This is a genomic window from Bradyrhizobium iriomotense, assembly GCF_018129405.1.
In the GTDB taxonomy this organism is placed as follows: Bacteria; Pseudomonadota; Alphaproteobacteria; order Rhizobiales; family Xanthobacteraceae; genus Bradyrhizobium; species Bradyrhizobium iriomotense_B.
Genome location: NZ_JAFCLP010000009.1, coordinates 1 through 14,038 on the forward strand (window position 1 = coordinate 1; position 14,038 = coordinate 14,038).

14 protein-coding genes are annotated in these 14,038 nt (G+C 65.9%); 5 read left to right on the top strand and 9 right to left on the bottom strand.

The annotated features are described in order from the left end of the window. Window positions 1-287 precede the first annotated feature (287 nt). Entirely contained in the window at window positions 288-1,190 is a 903-nt protein-coding gene (locus tag JQ592_RS19605) for an alpha/beta fold hydrolase (RefSeq protein ID WP_211404449.1), read from the top strand. A gap of 145 nt (window positions 1,191-1,335) precedes the next feature. Here the strand turns inward: JQ592_RS19605 and JQ592_RS19610 are convergent, their stop codons facing one another. Next, the gene (locus tag JQ592_RS19610; RefSeq protein ID WP_211404450.1) at window positions 1,336-1,794 is read right to left on the bottom strand and encodes a nucleoside deaminase; all 459 of its coding nucleotides are present in this window, start codon (window positions 1,792-1,794) and stop codon (window positions 1,336-1,338) included. Window positions 1,795-1,914: 120 nt separating this feature from the next. Between JQ592_RS19610 and JQ592_RS19615 the strand changes: the two genes are divergently transcribed. Both JQ592_RS19615 and rsmD read left to right on the top strand, forming a co-directional pair. Beyond that, window positions 1,915-3,873, top strand: coding sequence for a pseudouridine synthase (locus tag JQ592_RS19615; protein WP_211404451.1), 1,959 nt, complete (start codon window positions 1,915-1,917; stop codon window positions 3,871-3,873). Window position 3,874: 1 nt separating this feature from the next. Continuing rightward, window positions 3,875-4,429 (top strand): 16S rRNA (guanine(966)-N(2))-methyltransferase RsmD, encoded by a 555-nt coding sequence (gene rsmD, locus JQ592_RS19620; protein ID WP_211404452.1) that lies wholly within the window; start codon window positions 3,875-3,877, stop codon window positions 4,427-4,429. A 108-nt stretch (window positions 4,430-4,537) separates the two neighbouring features. Here the strand turns inward: rsmD and mutL are convergent, their stop codons facing one another. Then, complete coding sequence (mutL, locus tag JQ592_RS19625; RefSeq protein ID WP_211404453.1) at window positions 4,538-6,352, bottom strand: DNA mismatch repair endonuclease MutL; 1,815 nt, start codon at window positions 6,350-6,352, stop codon at window positions 4,538-4,540. 252 nt (window positions 6,353-6,604) lie between these two features. Here mutL and JQ592_RS19630 point away from each other — a divergent pair, with 252 nt between their 5' ends. Beyond that, window positions 6,605-6,922, top strand: a complete 318-nt coding sequence (locus JQ592_RS19630; protein ID WP_122400968.1) for a ribbon-helix-helix domain-containing protein — start codon at window positions 6,605-6,607, stop codon at window positions 6,920-6,922. A 158-nt stretch (window positions 6,923-7,080) separates the two neighbouring features. Here JQ592_RS19630 and JQ592_RS19635 read toward each other — a convergent pair whose 3' ends face one another. Genes JQ592_RS19635 through JQ592_RS19650 form a run of 4 tightly spaced genes read right to left on the bottom strand, consistent with a single transcriptional unit; the run spans window position 7,081 to window position 10,052 of the window. Next, a complete protein-coding gene (locus tag JQ592_RS19635; RefSeq protein WP_211404454.1) occupies window positions 7,081-8,649 on the bottom strand; it encodes a GMC family oxidoreductase in 1,569 nt (522 codons plus the stop codon). Between the two features lie 27 nt (window positions 8,650-8,676). After that, window positions 8,677-9,225, bottom strand: a complete 549-nt coding sequence (locus JQ592_RS19640; RefSeq protein WP_211404455.1) for a gluconate 2-dehydrogenase subunit 3 family protein — start codon at window positions 9,223-9,225, stop codon at window positions 8,677-8,679. Between the two features lie 44 nt (window positions 9,226-9,269). Further along, window positions 9,270-9,665: a VOC family protein gene (locus JQ592_RS19645; protein WP_211404456.1), complete on the bottom strand. Its 396-nt coding sequence runs from the start codon at window positions 9,663-9,665 to the stop codon at window positions 9,270-9,272. Continuing rightward, a complete protein-coding gene (locus JQ592_RS19650) occupies window positions 9,666-10,052 on the bottom strand; it encodes a c-type cytochrome (protein WP_211404665.1) in 387 nt (128 codons plus the stop codon). A 303-nt stretch (window positions 10,053-10,355) separates the two neighbouring features. On the opposite strand from JQ592_RS19650, the gene JQ592_RS19655 reads away from it, so the two are divergent. Beyond that, window positions 10,356-10,664 (top strand): hypothetical protein, encoded by a 309-nt coding sequence (locus JQ592_RS19655; RefSeq protein WP_211404457.1) that lies wholly within the window; start codon window positions 10,356-10,358, stop codon window positions 10,662-10,664. Between the two features lie 62 nt (window positions 10,665-10,726). Here the strand turns inward: JQ592_RS19655 and arfB are convergent, their stop codons facing one another. The 3 genes from arfB to JQ592_RS19670 all read right to left on the bottom strand — a co-directional run bounded on the left by arfB (window position 10,727) and on the right by JQ592_RS19670 (window position 14,022). Continuing rightward, complete coding sequence (gene arfB / locus JQ592_RS19660) at window positions 10,727-11,143, bottom strand: alternative ribosome rescue aminoacyl-tRNA hydrolase ArfB (RefSeq protein ID WP_211404458.1); 417 nt, start codon at window positions 11,141-11,143, stop codon at window positions 10,727-10,729. 120 nt (window positions 11,144-11,263) lie between these two features. Further along, window positions 11,264-12,634 carry a M16 family metallopeptidase gene (locus JQ592_RS19665; RefSeq protein WP_211404459.1) on the bottom strand — a complete coding sequence of 457 codons (1,371 nt, stop codon included), beginning with the start codon at window positions 12,632-12,634 and terminating at the stop codon, window positions 11,264-11,266. Beyond that, on the bottom strand, window positions 12,631-14,022 hold the full coding sequence (locus JQ592_RS19670) for a M16 family metallopeptidase (RefSeq protein ID WP_211404460.1): 1,392 nt from the start codon (window positions 14,020-14,022) through the stop codon (window positions 12,631-12,633). Before JQ592_RS19670 ends, JQ592_RS19665 begins: the two co-directional genes overlap by 4 nt. Window positions 14,023-14,038: the final 16 nt, after the last annotated feature.

Below are 14,038 nucleotides of genomic sequence, written 5' to 3' on the forward strand. Positions count from 1 at the left end.
TCTCTTCTCCGAGCAGGAGTGCACCAACTACTTCAAAAACTCAGGCTATGTTTCCGTGTAAAAACATCATGCTCTAGCTTGTCATTCCGGACGGCGCGCGCAACGCGCCGATCCGGAAATCAAGAGTTTCGGCGCCACCGCGCCGCCGCATCCACATTCCAGAAATGCGCAATCGGCTGTTGGACTTAGCAGCCCACGCCGATGACGCCGTGCTACTGTGCATGGGGTTGTTTTCGACATTTTTTGTCGGGGGCCGCCCGGCAACGACCAGACAAGGATGCAGAAAGATGTCCGATCTCGCCGACCTCTATCCCGATTTCGCCTCCGAGTGGATCAACACCTCCTTCGGCCGCATCTTCGCCCGCGTCGGCGGCGAGGGGCCACCGCTGCTGCTGCTGCACGGCTTCTCCGAGACCCATGTGATGTGGCACCGCGTGGCGCCGCAGCTTGTCGACAAGTTCACGCTGATCATCGCCGACCTGCCGGGCTACGGCTGGTCCGACATGCCCGAGAGCGATGCGCTGCACATGCCCTACAGCAAGCGCGCGATGGCCAAGGCCATGGTCGAGGCGATGGAGCAGCTCGGCCACGTGCACTTCGCGCTCGCCGGCCACGATCGCGGCGGCCGTGTATCGTATCGGTTGGCGCTCGACCATCCAGGCCGGCTATCAAAACTCGCCGTGCTCGATATCCTGCCGACCTATAATTACTGGGAGCGGATGAACCGCGCCTATGCACTGAAGATCTATCACTGGACCTTCCTGGCCCAGCCCGCGCCGCTGCCGGAGACGCTGATCTCGAGCAATGGCGAGTTCTTCCTGCGCTTCAAGATGGCGAGCCAGACCAGGTCGAAGACGTTAGAGGCGATCGACAAGCGCGCGCTCGAGCACTACATCGCCCCGTTCCGCGATCCCGCCCGCGTGCATGCGATGTGCGAGGACTATCGCGCCGGCGCCTATTTCGACTACGACCTCGACAAGGCCGATTTCGAGGCCGGCAAGAAGATCACGGTGCCGATGCTGGCGCTGTGGGGCAATGCCGGCGTGGCCCAGGCCGCGGCGACGCCGCTCGACACGTGGAAGCAATGGGCGACGAACGTGGACGGCATGCCGGTGGATTCGGGGCACTTCCTGACCGAGGAGAACCCCGATGTGACCGCCAAGGCGCTGCGCGAGTTCTTCTCGGCTTAGGCATCGTTGTCCGCCACACCCTCAACTGTCATCGCCCGGCTTGACCGGGCGATCCAGTACTCCGTGACGGCAGTGATTGATCGATAGGCCGCGGCGTACTGGATGCCCCGGTCAAGCCGGGGCATGACAGTGGAGAGCGTAGCTCCTACCGCCGCTCCCGGAAGAACTCCTTGAGCAGCCGCGCTGCCTCGCTCTCGCCGACACCGGAATAGACGTCCGGTGCGTGGTGGCAGGTCGGCGAGGCAAAGAACCGCACGCCTGACTCCACCGCGCCGCCCTTGGGATCGGCGGCGCCGTAATAGAGCCGGCGGACCCTTGCAAAAGAGATCGCGCCCGCACACATGGTGCAGGGCTCCAGCGTCACGTAGAGGTCGCAGTCGACCAGGCGGCCGCTGCCGATCTTTTTCGCCGCCTCGCGCAGCGCCACGATCTCGGCATGGGCGGTGGGGTCATGGTCGGTCAGCGTCCGGTTCGCCGCGGTGGCGACGACCTCGTAATTGCGGACCACCACGCATCCGATCGGAACTTCGCCCGCTTTTCCGGCATTTTCGGCCGCCAGAAGCGCCAAATCCATGAAAGAGGGGGCTTTCAAGCCTCGTATCATCGCCAGAAACCTGCTAGTAGCTCCGCCTTCAGCAAGAGTGAATACCGGTTTTGCCTGAGCATGCGGCTCGGAACGAGCGCGCGCAATGCTCCCGCGCCGCCCCCTTAAGTGAGATTATTCATGCCTCGCGACAGCGACAAAGACAACGATTCCCGCGGCCGGCGAGGGCCCCCCAAGGGACCATCGAAGGGCCGTAGCGGCAAGCCGCGTGGCTCCGAGAAGAAATTCGCCAAGCGCGGCTTCGAGGGCAAGGGCGACCGCGACAGCCGTCCGCGCGGCGACCGTGACAGCCGTCCATTCCGCCGTCGCGAGGAGGGCGATGCCCCGCGCCGCGATTTTTCCGACCGTCCGCGCTTCAAGCGCGACGACCGCGGCGGCGAGGAGCGCAGCTTCAAGCCGCGTGGCGACCGTCCGTTCAAGCCGCGCGGCGATCGTCCCAAATTCGACCGTGACGATCGCGCGCCGCGCGGCGAGCGCTCCGAGCGCCGGTTCGAGGACCGCAAGTTTTCGCGCGGCGACTCCGAACGTCCGCGCAAGGATTTTGGTCGTGACCGCGACTTCCGGGATCGCAAGAGCGACTCGGGGGATCGCAAGCGCAGCTTTGGCGATCGTCCGCGTGATCGTGGCGAGCGGAGCGATTCAAAGCCGTGGCAGAAGCGCGACGATCGTCCGCGCGGTGACCGTCCACGCAAGAGCTTCGACAAGGATTTCGGCGGCCGCGATCGCGGCGATGAAAAGCCCTGGCGTCAACGCGATGATCGCCGCGAGGGCGGACGCGGCGAGGACCGTCCGCGCTTCTCGCGCTCGCGCGACGATCGCGCATCGGGTGATCGCCCGTTCCGCGAGCGGCCGAAATTCGATCGGCCCCGTGACCGTGACAGCGAGCGGGGTGACCGTCAAAAATTCGATCGCCCGCGTCAGCGGCCGGAAGGCCGCATGGACTGGCAGGAGCATCCGCGCAGCGAGGGCCGTTTTCGCGATCGTCCGCGTCGCGACAATGAGGATGACAGCAGGATTTTCGAGAAGCGCCCGGCCTTCGGCGGCCGCGGCGCCTATCGCGAGCGCGATCGCGATTTCGAGGGCCGTCCGCGCCGCGAGGACGCGCCGAAGCCGAAGAAGGCCGGCGAGCGCATCGCCAAGGCCCTGGCGCGTGCGGGGCTCGCCTCGCGCCGCGACGCCGAGGAAATGGTCACGCAGGGTCGCGTCACCGTCAACGGCCGCGTCATCAACTCGCCGGCGCTCGACATCACGCCGAACGACGTCGTCCTGGTCGACGGCAAGCCGTTGCCGCCGCGCGAGCGCACGCGGCTGTTCCTCTATCACAAGCCGCGCGGGCTGATGACGACGCATGACGACCCGGAAGGGCGTCCGACCGTGTTCGACAATCTGCCCGAAGGCCTGCCGCGCCTGATCAGCGTCGGCCGGCTCGACTTCAACACCGAGGGCCTCTTGCTGCTCACCAATGACGGCGGCCTCGCGCGCACGCTCGAGCTGCCCGACACCGGCTGGCTGCGCCGCTATCGCGTTCGCGCCCATGGCGACGTCACGCAGGCGCAGCTCGACGAGCTCAAGAGCGGCATCGAGGTCGAGGGCGTCAAATACGGTCCGATCGAGGCGACGCTCGAGCGCGACCAGGGTGCCAATGTCTGGCTGGTGTTCGCGATCCGCGAAGGCAAGAACCGCGAGGTGCGCAACGTCTGCGCCCATCTCGGGCTCGAGGTGAACCGGCTGATCCGCGTCTCCTACGGTCCGTTCCAGCTCGGCGAGATTCCCGAAGGCCAGGTCGACGAGATCAAGTCACGCGTGCTGCGCGAACAGCTCGGCGACAAGGTGATCGAGAAATCGGGCGCCGAGTTCGACGTGCCGGCAAAATCCGCCGGGCGCGGTGACGATGCGCCGAAGAAGCCGATGAAGCGCGCCGTCATCAACGACCGCAAGGGCCGCCGCGTGCTGGTGCAGCGCACCGGCAGCGAGGAGGCGCGCGAGCGCAACGAGATGGAGGCGAACGGCTACGGCCCGCCGCGCCGTCCCAAGCGTGGCTATCACGGCAAGCGCGACCTGACGCCGCGGGAGGACTAGCTTGCGCGTCGTCGGCGGCAGGTTGAAGGGGCGCAATCTCGCCTCACCATCCTCGCGCGACATCCGCCCGACGGCGGACCGCTTGCGCGAGTCCGTGTTCAACATCCTCGTGCACGCCTATGACGATCCGATTGCGGATGCGCGCGTGCTCGATCTCTTCGCCGGCACCGGCGCGCTCGGCATCGAAGCCTCGTCACGCGGCGCGAAGTTCACGCTGTTCGTCGACAACGGCGCGGAGGCACGCGCGCTGCTGCGCAACAACGTGGAGTCGCTCGGCCTTGGCGGCGTCACAAAGGTCTATCGCCGCGATGCGACCGATCTCGGCCTCGCGCACCCCGTCGAGCCGTTCTCGCTGGTGTTCCTCGATCCGCCCTATGGCAAGGGATTTGCCGAGAAGGCGCTCGCGAGCCTGCGCGATGGCGGCTGGCTGACGCCGGGTGCGCTGCTCGTGGTTGAGGAGGCGAAGGCCGCGCAGTTCGCAACGCCGGAAGGATACGAGGAATTGGAGCGGCGGGCTTATGACGACACGGAGTTTGTCTTTCTGAAGGGGCCGTAGGGCCGTGCTGCCGTAGGGTGGGCAAAGGCGCAACGCGCCGTGCCCACCAACTTTCCATGATCGTGAAAGGTGGTGGGCACGCTTCGCTTTGCCCACCCTACGGCACTGTCATCTCCGCCCGAACAGCTTCTCCACATCGCTCAGCTTCAGCTCGACATAAGTCGGCCGGCCGTGATTGCACTGGCCGGAGTTCGGGGTGTCCTCCATCTCGCGGAGCAGGGCGTTCATCTCTTCCGGCCGCAGCCTGCGGCCGGCGCGCACCGAGCCGTGGCAGGCCATGGTGGCGGCGACGTGCATCAGGCGGCGCTCGAGAGGAAGAGCTTCGTCCCATTCGGCCATGTGCTCGGAGAGATCGCGCAAGAGCCCACCCGCATTGGTCTTGCCGAGCAGCGACGGCGTCTCGCGCACCGCGACCGCGCCGGGGCCGAAGGATTCGATGGCAAGCCCAAACGAGGCAAGTTCCTCGCTACGATCGAGCAGGCGCTCCACCGTGGCTTCGTCCATCTCGACGATCTCGGGAATCAAAAGGATCTGCCGCTGCACGCCGTTCGCGGCGAGCGAGGCCTTCAGCCGCTCATACACGATGCGTTCATGCGCGGCGTGCTGGTCGACGATGATGAGGCCGTCGCGGGTCTGCGAGACGATATAGGTCTCGTGGATCTGCGTGCGCGCCGCGCCGAGCGGGCGGTCGACGAGGTCGCCTGTGGGCTGGGTCTCGATCCGCACGTCAGCGCTGGGCGCGCCGACATCGAAGGCAGCTTGCGCGCGCTCGGCGAAGGCGGGCGCGGCCGAGCCTTCGAATGACGGCATCGGCGCGACCGGGGCGGATGGCGAAGCCCGCCAGTCCCAGCTTGCCGGACGCTGCGGCGTGAACGCGGGCCGGAACGAGGACAACGCGCTCTCGCCACTGTTGGCGGCGGTGCGCCGGCCCTCGCGTGCGAGTGCGTCCTTCAATCCGTGCACGATCAGGGCGCGCACGAGGCCGGCGTTGCGGAAGCGCACTTCGGTCTTGGCCGGATGCACATTGGCGTCGACCTCGCGCGGATCGAGCGTGACGAACAGCGCCAGCACCGGATGGCGGTCGCGCGGCAGATAGTCGGAATAGGCCGCGCGCACGGCGCCCAGGATCAGCTTGTCGCGCACCGGGCGGCCGTTGACGAAGAGATATTGCCCGAGCGCGTTGGCCTTGGTCAGCGCGGGAGCCGCGGCATAGCCGCTGACCACGACGCCCTCGCGCTCGGCATGGACCTCGATGGCGTGGCTGCGGAATTCAGCGCCGAGGATATCGCCGAGCCGCGTCAGCCGGCCGGCGGCGCCGGGGAGCGCGGCAGCCCAGGTCACCGGTGCGCGCTCTTCGCCCGCGAGCGTGAAGGCAACGTCCGGCCGCGCCATGGCGAGGCGCCTGACAACCTCGCGGATGGCTTCCGCCTCGGTGCGGTCGGTCTTCAGGAATTTCAGCCGCGCCGGCGTCGCATAGAAGAGGTCGCCAACCTCGACGCGCGTGCCATGCGCGAGCGCTGCCGGCATGATCTCTGACTTCTCGCCGCCCTCGACTGACAGCGCCCAGGCATGAGGCTCGCTGGCGTGCCGCGTGGTAATCGACAGCCGCGCGACCGAGCCGATCGAGGGCAGCGCCTCGCCGCGGAACCCGAGGGTACGGATCTGGAGCAAATCCTCGTCGTCGAGCTTGGAGGTGGCATGGCGCTCGACCGCGAGCGACAGGTCCTTCGCGGTCATGCCGCTGCCGTCGTCGGTGATGCCGATCCGCCGCCGCCCGCCGCCGTCGGTGAAGACGTCGATCCGGCTCGCGCCGGCATCGATGGCGTTCTCGACCAGCTCCTTGACCACGCTCGCGGGCCGCTCCACCACCTCGCCGGCGGCGATGCGGTTGACGACCTGTTCTGGCAGTTGGCGGACGGGCATGGGCTCTGGGCTTAGGCTTACGATCTGGATTCGCTGGCAGCGCTATTCTAGGCCGTGTTGCGTCAAAAGCATGTGTTGGGCAACAGGAACGTGGCGGGCTGGGGACGACGGATGCCTATCACATTGAAGACATTGGCCGTTCGAGAAAATCGCGCAACCCGGATGAAGCGACTTCCGGTGACCGTTCTGATTGTGGGGTGCCGGGCCGCGGTGTAGCATCGTGAAAAAATGGCAACAGGACGGGAGGACGCCATGTGCCATCTCTTCGCGCACCAGCCCCAACGCGACTACGAATCCCAGACCCGGTCTTTGCGGATCGGCGGGCACTGCACCTCGATCCGGCTGGAGATGGCATTCTGGGACACGCTGGAGGAGATCGCGGCCAAGGAGGGCATGAGCCTCGGCAAGTTCCTGACCACGCTCTACAACGAGGTGCTCGACCATCACGGCGAGGTCAACAATTTCGCCTCACTGCTGCGCTGCTCGTGTTTGATCTACCGCTCCCGGAGCGTCACGCCGGTCCAGGATTTCAAGGCCACCGTTGCGCCGATCTTGGATGCGGCAGAATAGCGCTCCACCCTCGATGTCGTCCTGGCGAAGGCCAGGACCCATACCGCGCGGTCCATCGATGATCCGCGGTATGAGTACCGGATGACGGGTCTTCGCCAAACTCCTCCCTGGGGTAATGGGTCCTGGCTTTCGCCAGGACGACTATTGAGAGCGTACGATCAAATCTCCTTCTTCTGCATCGCTCCCGCAATGTAATCCGCCTGCCGGATCGCCAGCGCGACGATGGTCAGCGTCGGGTTGCAGGCCGCGCCGCTGGTGAACTGGCTGCCGTCGGAGACGAACAGGTTCTTGACGTCGTGGCTCTGCCCGAACTTGTTGACCACGCCGTCGCGTGGCTTCTCGCTCATCCTGACGGTGCCGAGATTGTGCGTGCTCGGATAGGGCGGCGTCGGATAGGTCACGGTGGCGCCGACGGCGTCGTAGACGGCCGCGCCCTGCTTGTAGGCGTGAGCCCGCATCGCGACGTCGTTGGGATGATCGTCGAAATGCACGCTCGCAACCGGCTGGCCGAACTTGTCCTTCACGACGGGGTCAAGCGTGATGCGGTTGGTCTCCTGTGGCATGTCCTCGCCGACCAGCCACATGCCGGCCATCCTGGGATAGCCGTCGAGTGCTGACGTGAACGAACGTCCCCAGGCGCCCGGATTGAGGAAGGCCGCCATGAAGGGCAGGCCGATCGACAGCGTCTCCATCTCGTAGCCGCCGACGAAGCCGCGCTTCGGGTTGTTGGCGGCTTCATCACGGATGATGCCGGCCATGGTGGTGCCGCGATACATATGCACCGACTTCTCGAACACGGCATAGACGCTGCCGGTCATGTGGCGCATGTAGTTGCGGCCGACCTGTCCTGATGAATTGGCGAGGCCGTCGGGGAACATGGTCGAGGCGCTGTTGAGCAAGAGCCGCGGGCTCTCGATCGAATTGCCGGCCACCGCGACGATGCGCGCCTTCTGGCGCTGCATGGCGCCGGTCTCGTCGGCGTAGACGACGCCGGTCACCTTGCCGCTGGAATCATGCTCGATCTTGACCGCCATGCTGCTCGGCCGGACTTCGAGATTGCCGGTCGCCTCGCCCTTGGGGATCTCGGTGTAGAGCGTCGACCATTTCGCGCCCGATTTGCAGCCCTGGAAGCAGAAGCCGATCTGCTGGCACGAGCCGCGTCCGTCGCGCGGCTGGCTGTTGATCGCCATGTTGCCGGTGTGGACGGTCTTGTAGCCGAGCCTCTTCGCGCCGGCCTCCAGCACCTTGAAGTTATTGTTGCCGGGAAGTCCGGGAATGCCGTTGGTGCGGGTCACGCCCATCTTGTTCTCGGCCTTGGCGTACCACGGCTCCATCTCCGCCAGCGTCACCGGCCAGTCCAGGAGATTGGCACCGGGAATGTTGCCGTAGGCGCTCTTCACCCTGAACTCGTGCTCGTCGAAACGCAGCGAGGCGCCGGCCCAATGCGTCGTGGAGCCGCCGACCGCCTTGACGATCCAGGCGGGCAGGCCCGAGAAGTCCTTGGCGACACGCCACGTCCCCGATGTGGTGCGCGCGTCGGTCCAGGCGAGCTGGGAAAAGCTCTCCCACTCGTCGTTGACGAAGTCCTGGTTCTCGATGCGCGGACCTGCTTCCAGGATGACAACCTTGACGCCCTTTTGCGCGAGCTCGTTGCCCAGCGTGCCACCACCGGCACCGGAGCCGACGATCACCACAACGCTGGAGTCGTTCAGATCGAATTTGGCCATATGCGTTCTCCTGAACCGTTGGGTGCGTTAAGCCTTCGGCAGCCAGTCGATGTCGGCGAAGCCGCGATTGATGTAGCCGCCATGCTCGGCGGAGGAGCCCTCGTAGCCGAACCGCGGCCAGACCTCTTTCTGGTTGTAGAGCGAGACGATGAGGTCGCCGCGCACCTTCTGGAAGAAGTCGCTCTGTTCGATCTCCTTCAGCAGCACCACGCGGTCGGCTTCCCAGGGCACTTCGGCATAGGCGACCTTGTGGCGATCGCGCGCGTTCTGATCCAGCCGGCCGATGCCGTCGCTGATCAGCGATTTGACGGCGGGATCCTTGGCGGCCTTGCCGTCCCACGGCTTGATCGCGGTGATGTAGTAGCTGTCGCCGAGGACATCGTGCGGATAGATGTCGCGCGCGACCTTCAGCAGCGTCTTCATGGTCGCGGGCGAGAGCGCGCTCGCATCGTCGGCCCAGGCGCCTTCGATGCTGACGGCGACGCTGGTCGCGACCGTTACGACCGGCACGGCGGTCGCCGCGCCCTTGAGAAAGACGCGGCGGCTGTGCTTGCTTCGACGATCGACTTCTCTCATGGCATTCCTCCGTAATTTTTGTGATTTGGTTTTTTGTGATGTGATCAGCCGAAGCGTCCGCCCCGCTGGATCACCTCGATCTTGTAGCCATCGGGATCGCTGACGAAGAAGAAGCGCGCCAGCGTCCTGCCGTCGTGCTTGAAGTCGCGTAAGGGCCCCGGCGCGAGCTTCTCGCGCTCGAAGCGGGCATGCTCGGCGTCAAGATCCTCGACCGCCACGGCGAGGTGGCCGTAGCCGTCGCCGAGCGCATACGGCTCCTTGCGATCGAAATTCACCGTCAGCTCGACCTCGAAAGGTGTGGAGGGATGACGCAGATAGATCAGGGCAAAGTCGGAAAACTTCAGATGGTCGGCGACCTCCAGGCCGAAGGCGCGCCTGTAGAAGTCGAGTGAGCGCGCCTCATCGAGCACGCGGATCATGGAATGAACGGGCTTTGCCATTCAGTGCTGCTCCTTGAGAAAGGCGATGATTGCGGCGCGCGTCTCCGGCTTGGCCTGCCGGTAGATCATGATCACGCCGGGAATGACGGCTTGCGGATCGGCCAGCCACGCATCGAGCCGGGTCTCGTCCCAGGTGAAATCAGCCTTGGCGAGGCCATCCGAATAATGGAAGCCTTCGACCTTGCCGGCGGGCCGGCCTACGACCTTGACCAGGGGCGGCCCTTGCCGCATCGGCTCCGACAGGCTCAGGGTGTGACACACCGCGCATTGCTGCTTGAACAATGTGGCACCATCCGGCGGCTTTGAGGCCGGCAAGGGCATTTGCGCACCGGCAACCCGCACCACCAGCACCATCGCGGTGCACAATCCCAGCACGACTACGCGCATCGCCAAGAATCCGCCATCTCCATCAATGCGCGCAAACACTAGGCGCGGCCAAACATGCGGTGGTAGTAGCGGGCTGTTTCGCTGTGCGCGGACATGCTTGTGGGGTGTGATGTTCCGCGCTGCCTTATATGCGGAGCACAATTCCGCGAAAGCGCCGCGAAAACCCTAAACGTTCACCACACGACGCGGCTTGCATCACCATCGCGCCGTTCGAACTCTCTACGCGATGAACCGGTCCGGTGCAGGCGAACGGCGCAGAAGGCAGCCGAACGGTTCATCGCGAAAAAATCCAGGAGATAATGGATGAAGTTGGTGAAGACCTCAGCAATCGCATGCGCTCTCGCAGCCCTCATTGCGACGCCCGTTCTCGCGCAAGGGACATCGTCTGGCACGAGGCCAGGCGGCACCGTGCAAAGCAAGCCGATGCAGGGGGGCGCGGCAGGCAGCGAAGATGAGGATCTCGGTGCGCAGCAGGGGGCTGCGGGCGAGAAGAGCGGTATGAAGTCGAGCAAAGGAACGAAGGGCGCGGTCGGAACCACGGGTAGCGCTGCGCACAAGGGAACGGCCGACGATGCCGCGACGGGCAGCGCAGCCCCGTCCAAGCGTTACTAGTCTCGTCGGGTGAAACGACAAAACTCCGGTCGCCTTGCGGCCGGAGTTTTTTGCCGCGCCAATTAGTCGTCGAAACCGCGCCCGCGCTTCGCCTTGACGTCGCTGCGGCGCTTCTTGCCTTCGAGCCGGCGCTGCTTGGAGGCGAAGGTCGGCCGCGTCGCGCGCCGCGGCGTCGGTCGCACCATGGCCTCCTTGAGGATTTCCACGAGGCGGTCGATGGCGTCCTGGCGGTTGCGCTCCTGGGTCCGAAAGCGCTGGGCGTGGATCACGATGACGCCGTCCTTGGTCATGCGCTGGCCGGCGATGCGGGCGAGCCGGATCGCCGCGTCCTCGGGCAGGGTCAGCTTGCGGGTGTCGAAGCGGAGCTGCGCGGAGGTTGCGACCTTGTTGACGTTTTGCCCGCCCGGGCCGGAAGCGCGGACGAAGCCGATCTCGATGTCGTCCTCGTCGATGACGAGATCGCGGGATATCCGCAGCATGATGGCACCATTCGTGATGCCCGGACATACCGCGGACATCAGCCTTCAGCAATGGCGCTCCCAGCGAAACGCAAATGGCCGGGGCGAGCCCGGCCATTCAGGAAGCCTATAGAGCAGAGGTCAGTTCGATTTCGGCGCCGTGGCCGCCGGTTGCGCGGCGGCCTGCGGGGCGCGGCCGACGACGACCGTCAGCAGGCCCTGGCCCCAGAGCCGCTTGGCGGCCGCCTTGGCGTCATCCAGCGTCACTGCATCGACGATGGCATTGCGCCTTTCGATATAGTCGATCGGCAGCTTGTCCTGCTGGTACTGCAGCAGCGCCTGCGCCAGCTTGGAGGAGGTGTCGAGCGCCAGCATCTGCGAGCCCTTGAGGTAGGACTTGGCCTCGTCGAGCTCCTTCTGCGTCGGGCCCTCCTCGGCGATGCGGCGTACCTCCTTCTCGATGGCGTCGATGGTGTCGCCGGCGCGGTCGGCGCGGGTGCCGGTATTGCCGATGAAGACCGCCGAATGCTCCATCCAGAGCAGCGATTCGAACACGGAATAGGCCAGGCCTCGCTTCTCGCGCACCTCGCGATAGAGCCGGGAGGACAGTCCGCCGCCGCCGAGGATGTGGTTGACGACATAGGCCGCCATGAAGTTGGGGTCGCTGCGCTTCACGCCGGGGCCGCCGAAGGTGATCACGGTCTGCGGCACGTCGAGCGGCACGAAGGCGCGCTGTGGCGGCTTGGCCGCGTCGACGTCGGGCACCGGCACGAGATTGGCCTTGGCGGGCAGGCCGCCGAACGTGTGGTCGAGCAGCTTGCCGAGGGTCGCAGGATCGACGTCGCCGACGACAGCGACTTTCAGCCCGTCCCTGGCGAGCACGCGGCCGACATAGTCCTTGAGGTCGGCGACCGTGATGGTCGGCACGCTCTCCAGCGTGCCGTTGCTCTGCCGGCCGTAAGGATGATCGCCGAAGGCGACCTCCAGGAACTTGCGGCTCGCGAGCGACGACGGATTGGTGGTCTCGCGGCGCAGGCCGGAGAGAACCTGCGAGCGGATGCGCTCGACGTCGACCGTGTCGAAATGCGGCGAGGTCAGCGCCATCCTGAGCAAGTCGAAGGCCTCGTCCTTGTTGTCGCGCAGCATGCGCAGGCTGCCGCGGAAGCTGTCGCGGCTGGCGCTGAAGGAGAGCTCGATGGCGCGGCGGTCGAGCCGCTCATGGAAGGTCTTGGAGTCGAGATCGCCGGAGCCTTCATCGAGCAGGTCGCCGACCAGATTGGCGACGCCCGACTTGTCCTTGGGATCCTGGGCCGAGCCGCCGGCAAAGGAATATTCCATGGCGATCAGCGGCACGGTCGCGTCCTGCACGAACCAGGCCTCGATGCCGCCGGGCGAGACCAGCCGCTGGATCTTTGCGGCCGCCTGCGACGGCGAGACGGTGGCGAGCGCGAGCGCCGCGCCGGTGACGAAAGACAGCGCGAAGTGACGCGCGCGGAGGAAAGGATAGGTCACGAACGCTTCTCCTCGCGCTTGGTGGCAGCAGTGTCCTTGATCAGGTAGCCCGTCACCGAGCGCTTCTTCTCGAGCCATTTCTGCGCGACAGCGCGCACCTGCTCGGCGGTGACCGCGCGAATGCGGTCGGGCCAGCTCCTGATGTCCTCGATCGACAGGCCCGTGGTCAGCGCGCCGCCATACCAGCGCGCCAGCACGGCCTGATTGTCCTGGGCGTAGATCGCCTCGGCAATGAGCTGGGTCTTCACGCGCTCCAGATCCTCGGCGCGGATCGGGTTCTGCGCGATGTCGGCGATGACGCCGTCGATCACCTGCTCGACATCGGCGAAGCTGACACCGGGCTTGGGCGCGGCCGAGATCGCGAACTGGGTCGGGTCGAGCGAGATGCTCGAATAGCTGGCGCTGGCGGAGACCGCGAGCGGCTTGTCGACGACGAGCGCGCGGTAGAGATAGGAGTTGCTGCCGCTGCCCATCAGCTGCGCCATCACGTCGAGGGCCGCGCTCTCGCCGGCTGCGGCCGTCGTTGCGGAGGGCGCCAGATAATAGCGGCGCAGGCTCGGCTGCTCCACGCGCGGGTCGGCCAGCGTGACGGTGCGCGGGGCGGCCGGCTCCGGCTCCTGCGGGCGGACGCGGCGCGCCGGGATCGCAGGCTGTGCCGGGATCGAGCCGAAATTGCGCTCGACCAGCGGGCGAATGTCGGCGGCCTCGACGTCGCCGGCGATCACCAGGATCGCGTTGTTCGGCGCGTAGAAGCGGCGGTAGAAGGCCAGCGCATCCTCGCGATCGAGCTTCTCGATTTCCTGGTGCCATCCGATCACCGGCCGGCCGTAGGGATGGTTGAGATAGAGCGCGGCCATGATCTGCTCGTTGAGCCGCGCCTCGGGATTGTTGGCGACGCGCATGTTGTACTCTTCGAGCACGACGTCGCGTTCGGGCAGCACGTTCTCGTCCTTGAGGATCAGGCCGGTCATGCGATCGGCCTCGAACTCCATCATGGTCGGCAACTGCTCCTTCGGCACGCGCTGGTAATAATTGGTGTAGTCGACCGAGGTCGAGGCGTTCTCGTTGCCGCCGACGCGAAGCACGGTCTGGGAGAATTCGCCGACCGGATGCTTCGAGGTGCCCTTGAACATCAGGTGCTCGAGGAAATGCGCGAGCCCGGATTTGCCCGGCGTCTCGTCGGCCGAGCCGACCTTGTACCAGATCATCTCGGTGACCACGGGCGTGCGGTGGTCCGGGATCACGACGACCTGGAGGCCGTTGGGAAGCGTGAAGCTGGCGGGTGGTGCCGATGTCACCGTGGTCTGGGCAACGGCGGCGCCGGCCGACAGGACACTGGTCGAAAGCAGCGCGGCAAGGAGGCAGGCAGCCGATCGGTTAGCGGACATCATGATCCTTATGACA

Excerpts from the sequence above, each read along its gene's own strand:
- JQ592_RS19605 (WP_211404449.1), top strand. The coding sequence starts at position 288 with ATGTCCGATCTCGCCGACCTCTATCCCGATTTCGCCTCCGAGTGGATC.
- JQ592_RS19610 (WP_211404450.1), bottom strand. The coding sequence starts at position 1,794 with ATGATACGAGGCTTGAAAGCCCCCTCTTTCATGGATTTGGCGCTTCTG.
- JQ592_RS19615 (WP_211404451.1), top strand. The coding sequence starts at position 1,915 with ATGCCTCGCGACAGCGACAAAGACAACGATTCCCGCGGCCGGCGAGGG.
- mutL (WP_211404453.1), bottom strand. The coding sequence starts at position 6,352 with ATGCCCGTCCGCCAACTGCCAGAACAGGTCGTCAACCGCATCGCCGCC.
- JQ592_RS19630 (WP_122400968.1), top strand. The coding sequence starts at position 6,605 with ATGTGCCATCTCTTCGCGCACCAGCCCCAACGCGACTACGAATCCCAG.
- JQ592_RS19635 (WP_211404454.1), bottom strand. The coding sequence starts at position 8,649 with ATGGCCAAATTCGATCTGAACGACTCCAGCGTTGTGGTGATCGTCGGC.
- JQ592_RS19640 (WP_211404455.1), bottom strand. The coding sequence starts at position 9,225 with ATGAGAGAAGTCGATCGTCGAAGCAAGCACAGCCGCCGCGTCTTTCTC.
- JQ592_RS19645 (WP_211404456.1), bottom strand. The coding sequence starts at position 9,665 with ATGGCAAAGCCCGTTCATTCCATGATCCGCGTGCTCGATGAGGCGCGC.
- JQ592_RS19650 (WP_211404665.1), bottom strand. The coding sequence starts at position 10,052 with ATGCGCGTAGTCGTGCTGGGATTGTGCACCGCGATGGTGCTGGTGGTG.
- JQ592_RS19655 (WP_211404457.1), top strand. The coding sequence starts at position 10,356 with ATGAAGTTGGTGAAGACCTCAGCAATCGCATGCGCTCTCGCAGCCCTC.
- arfB (WP_211404458.1), bottom strand. The coding sequence starts at position 11,143 with ATGCTGCGGATATCCCGCGATCTCGTCATCGACGAGGACGACATCGAG.
- JQ592_RS19670 (WP_211404460.1), bottom strand. The coding sequence starts at position 14,022 with ATGTCCGCTAACCGATCGGCTGCCTGCCTCCTTGCCGCGCTGCTTTCG.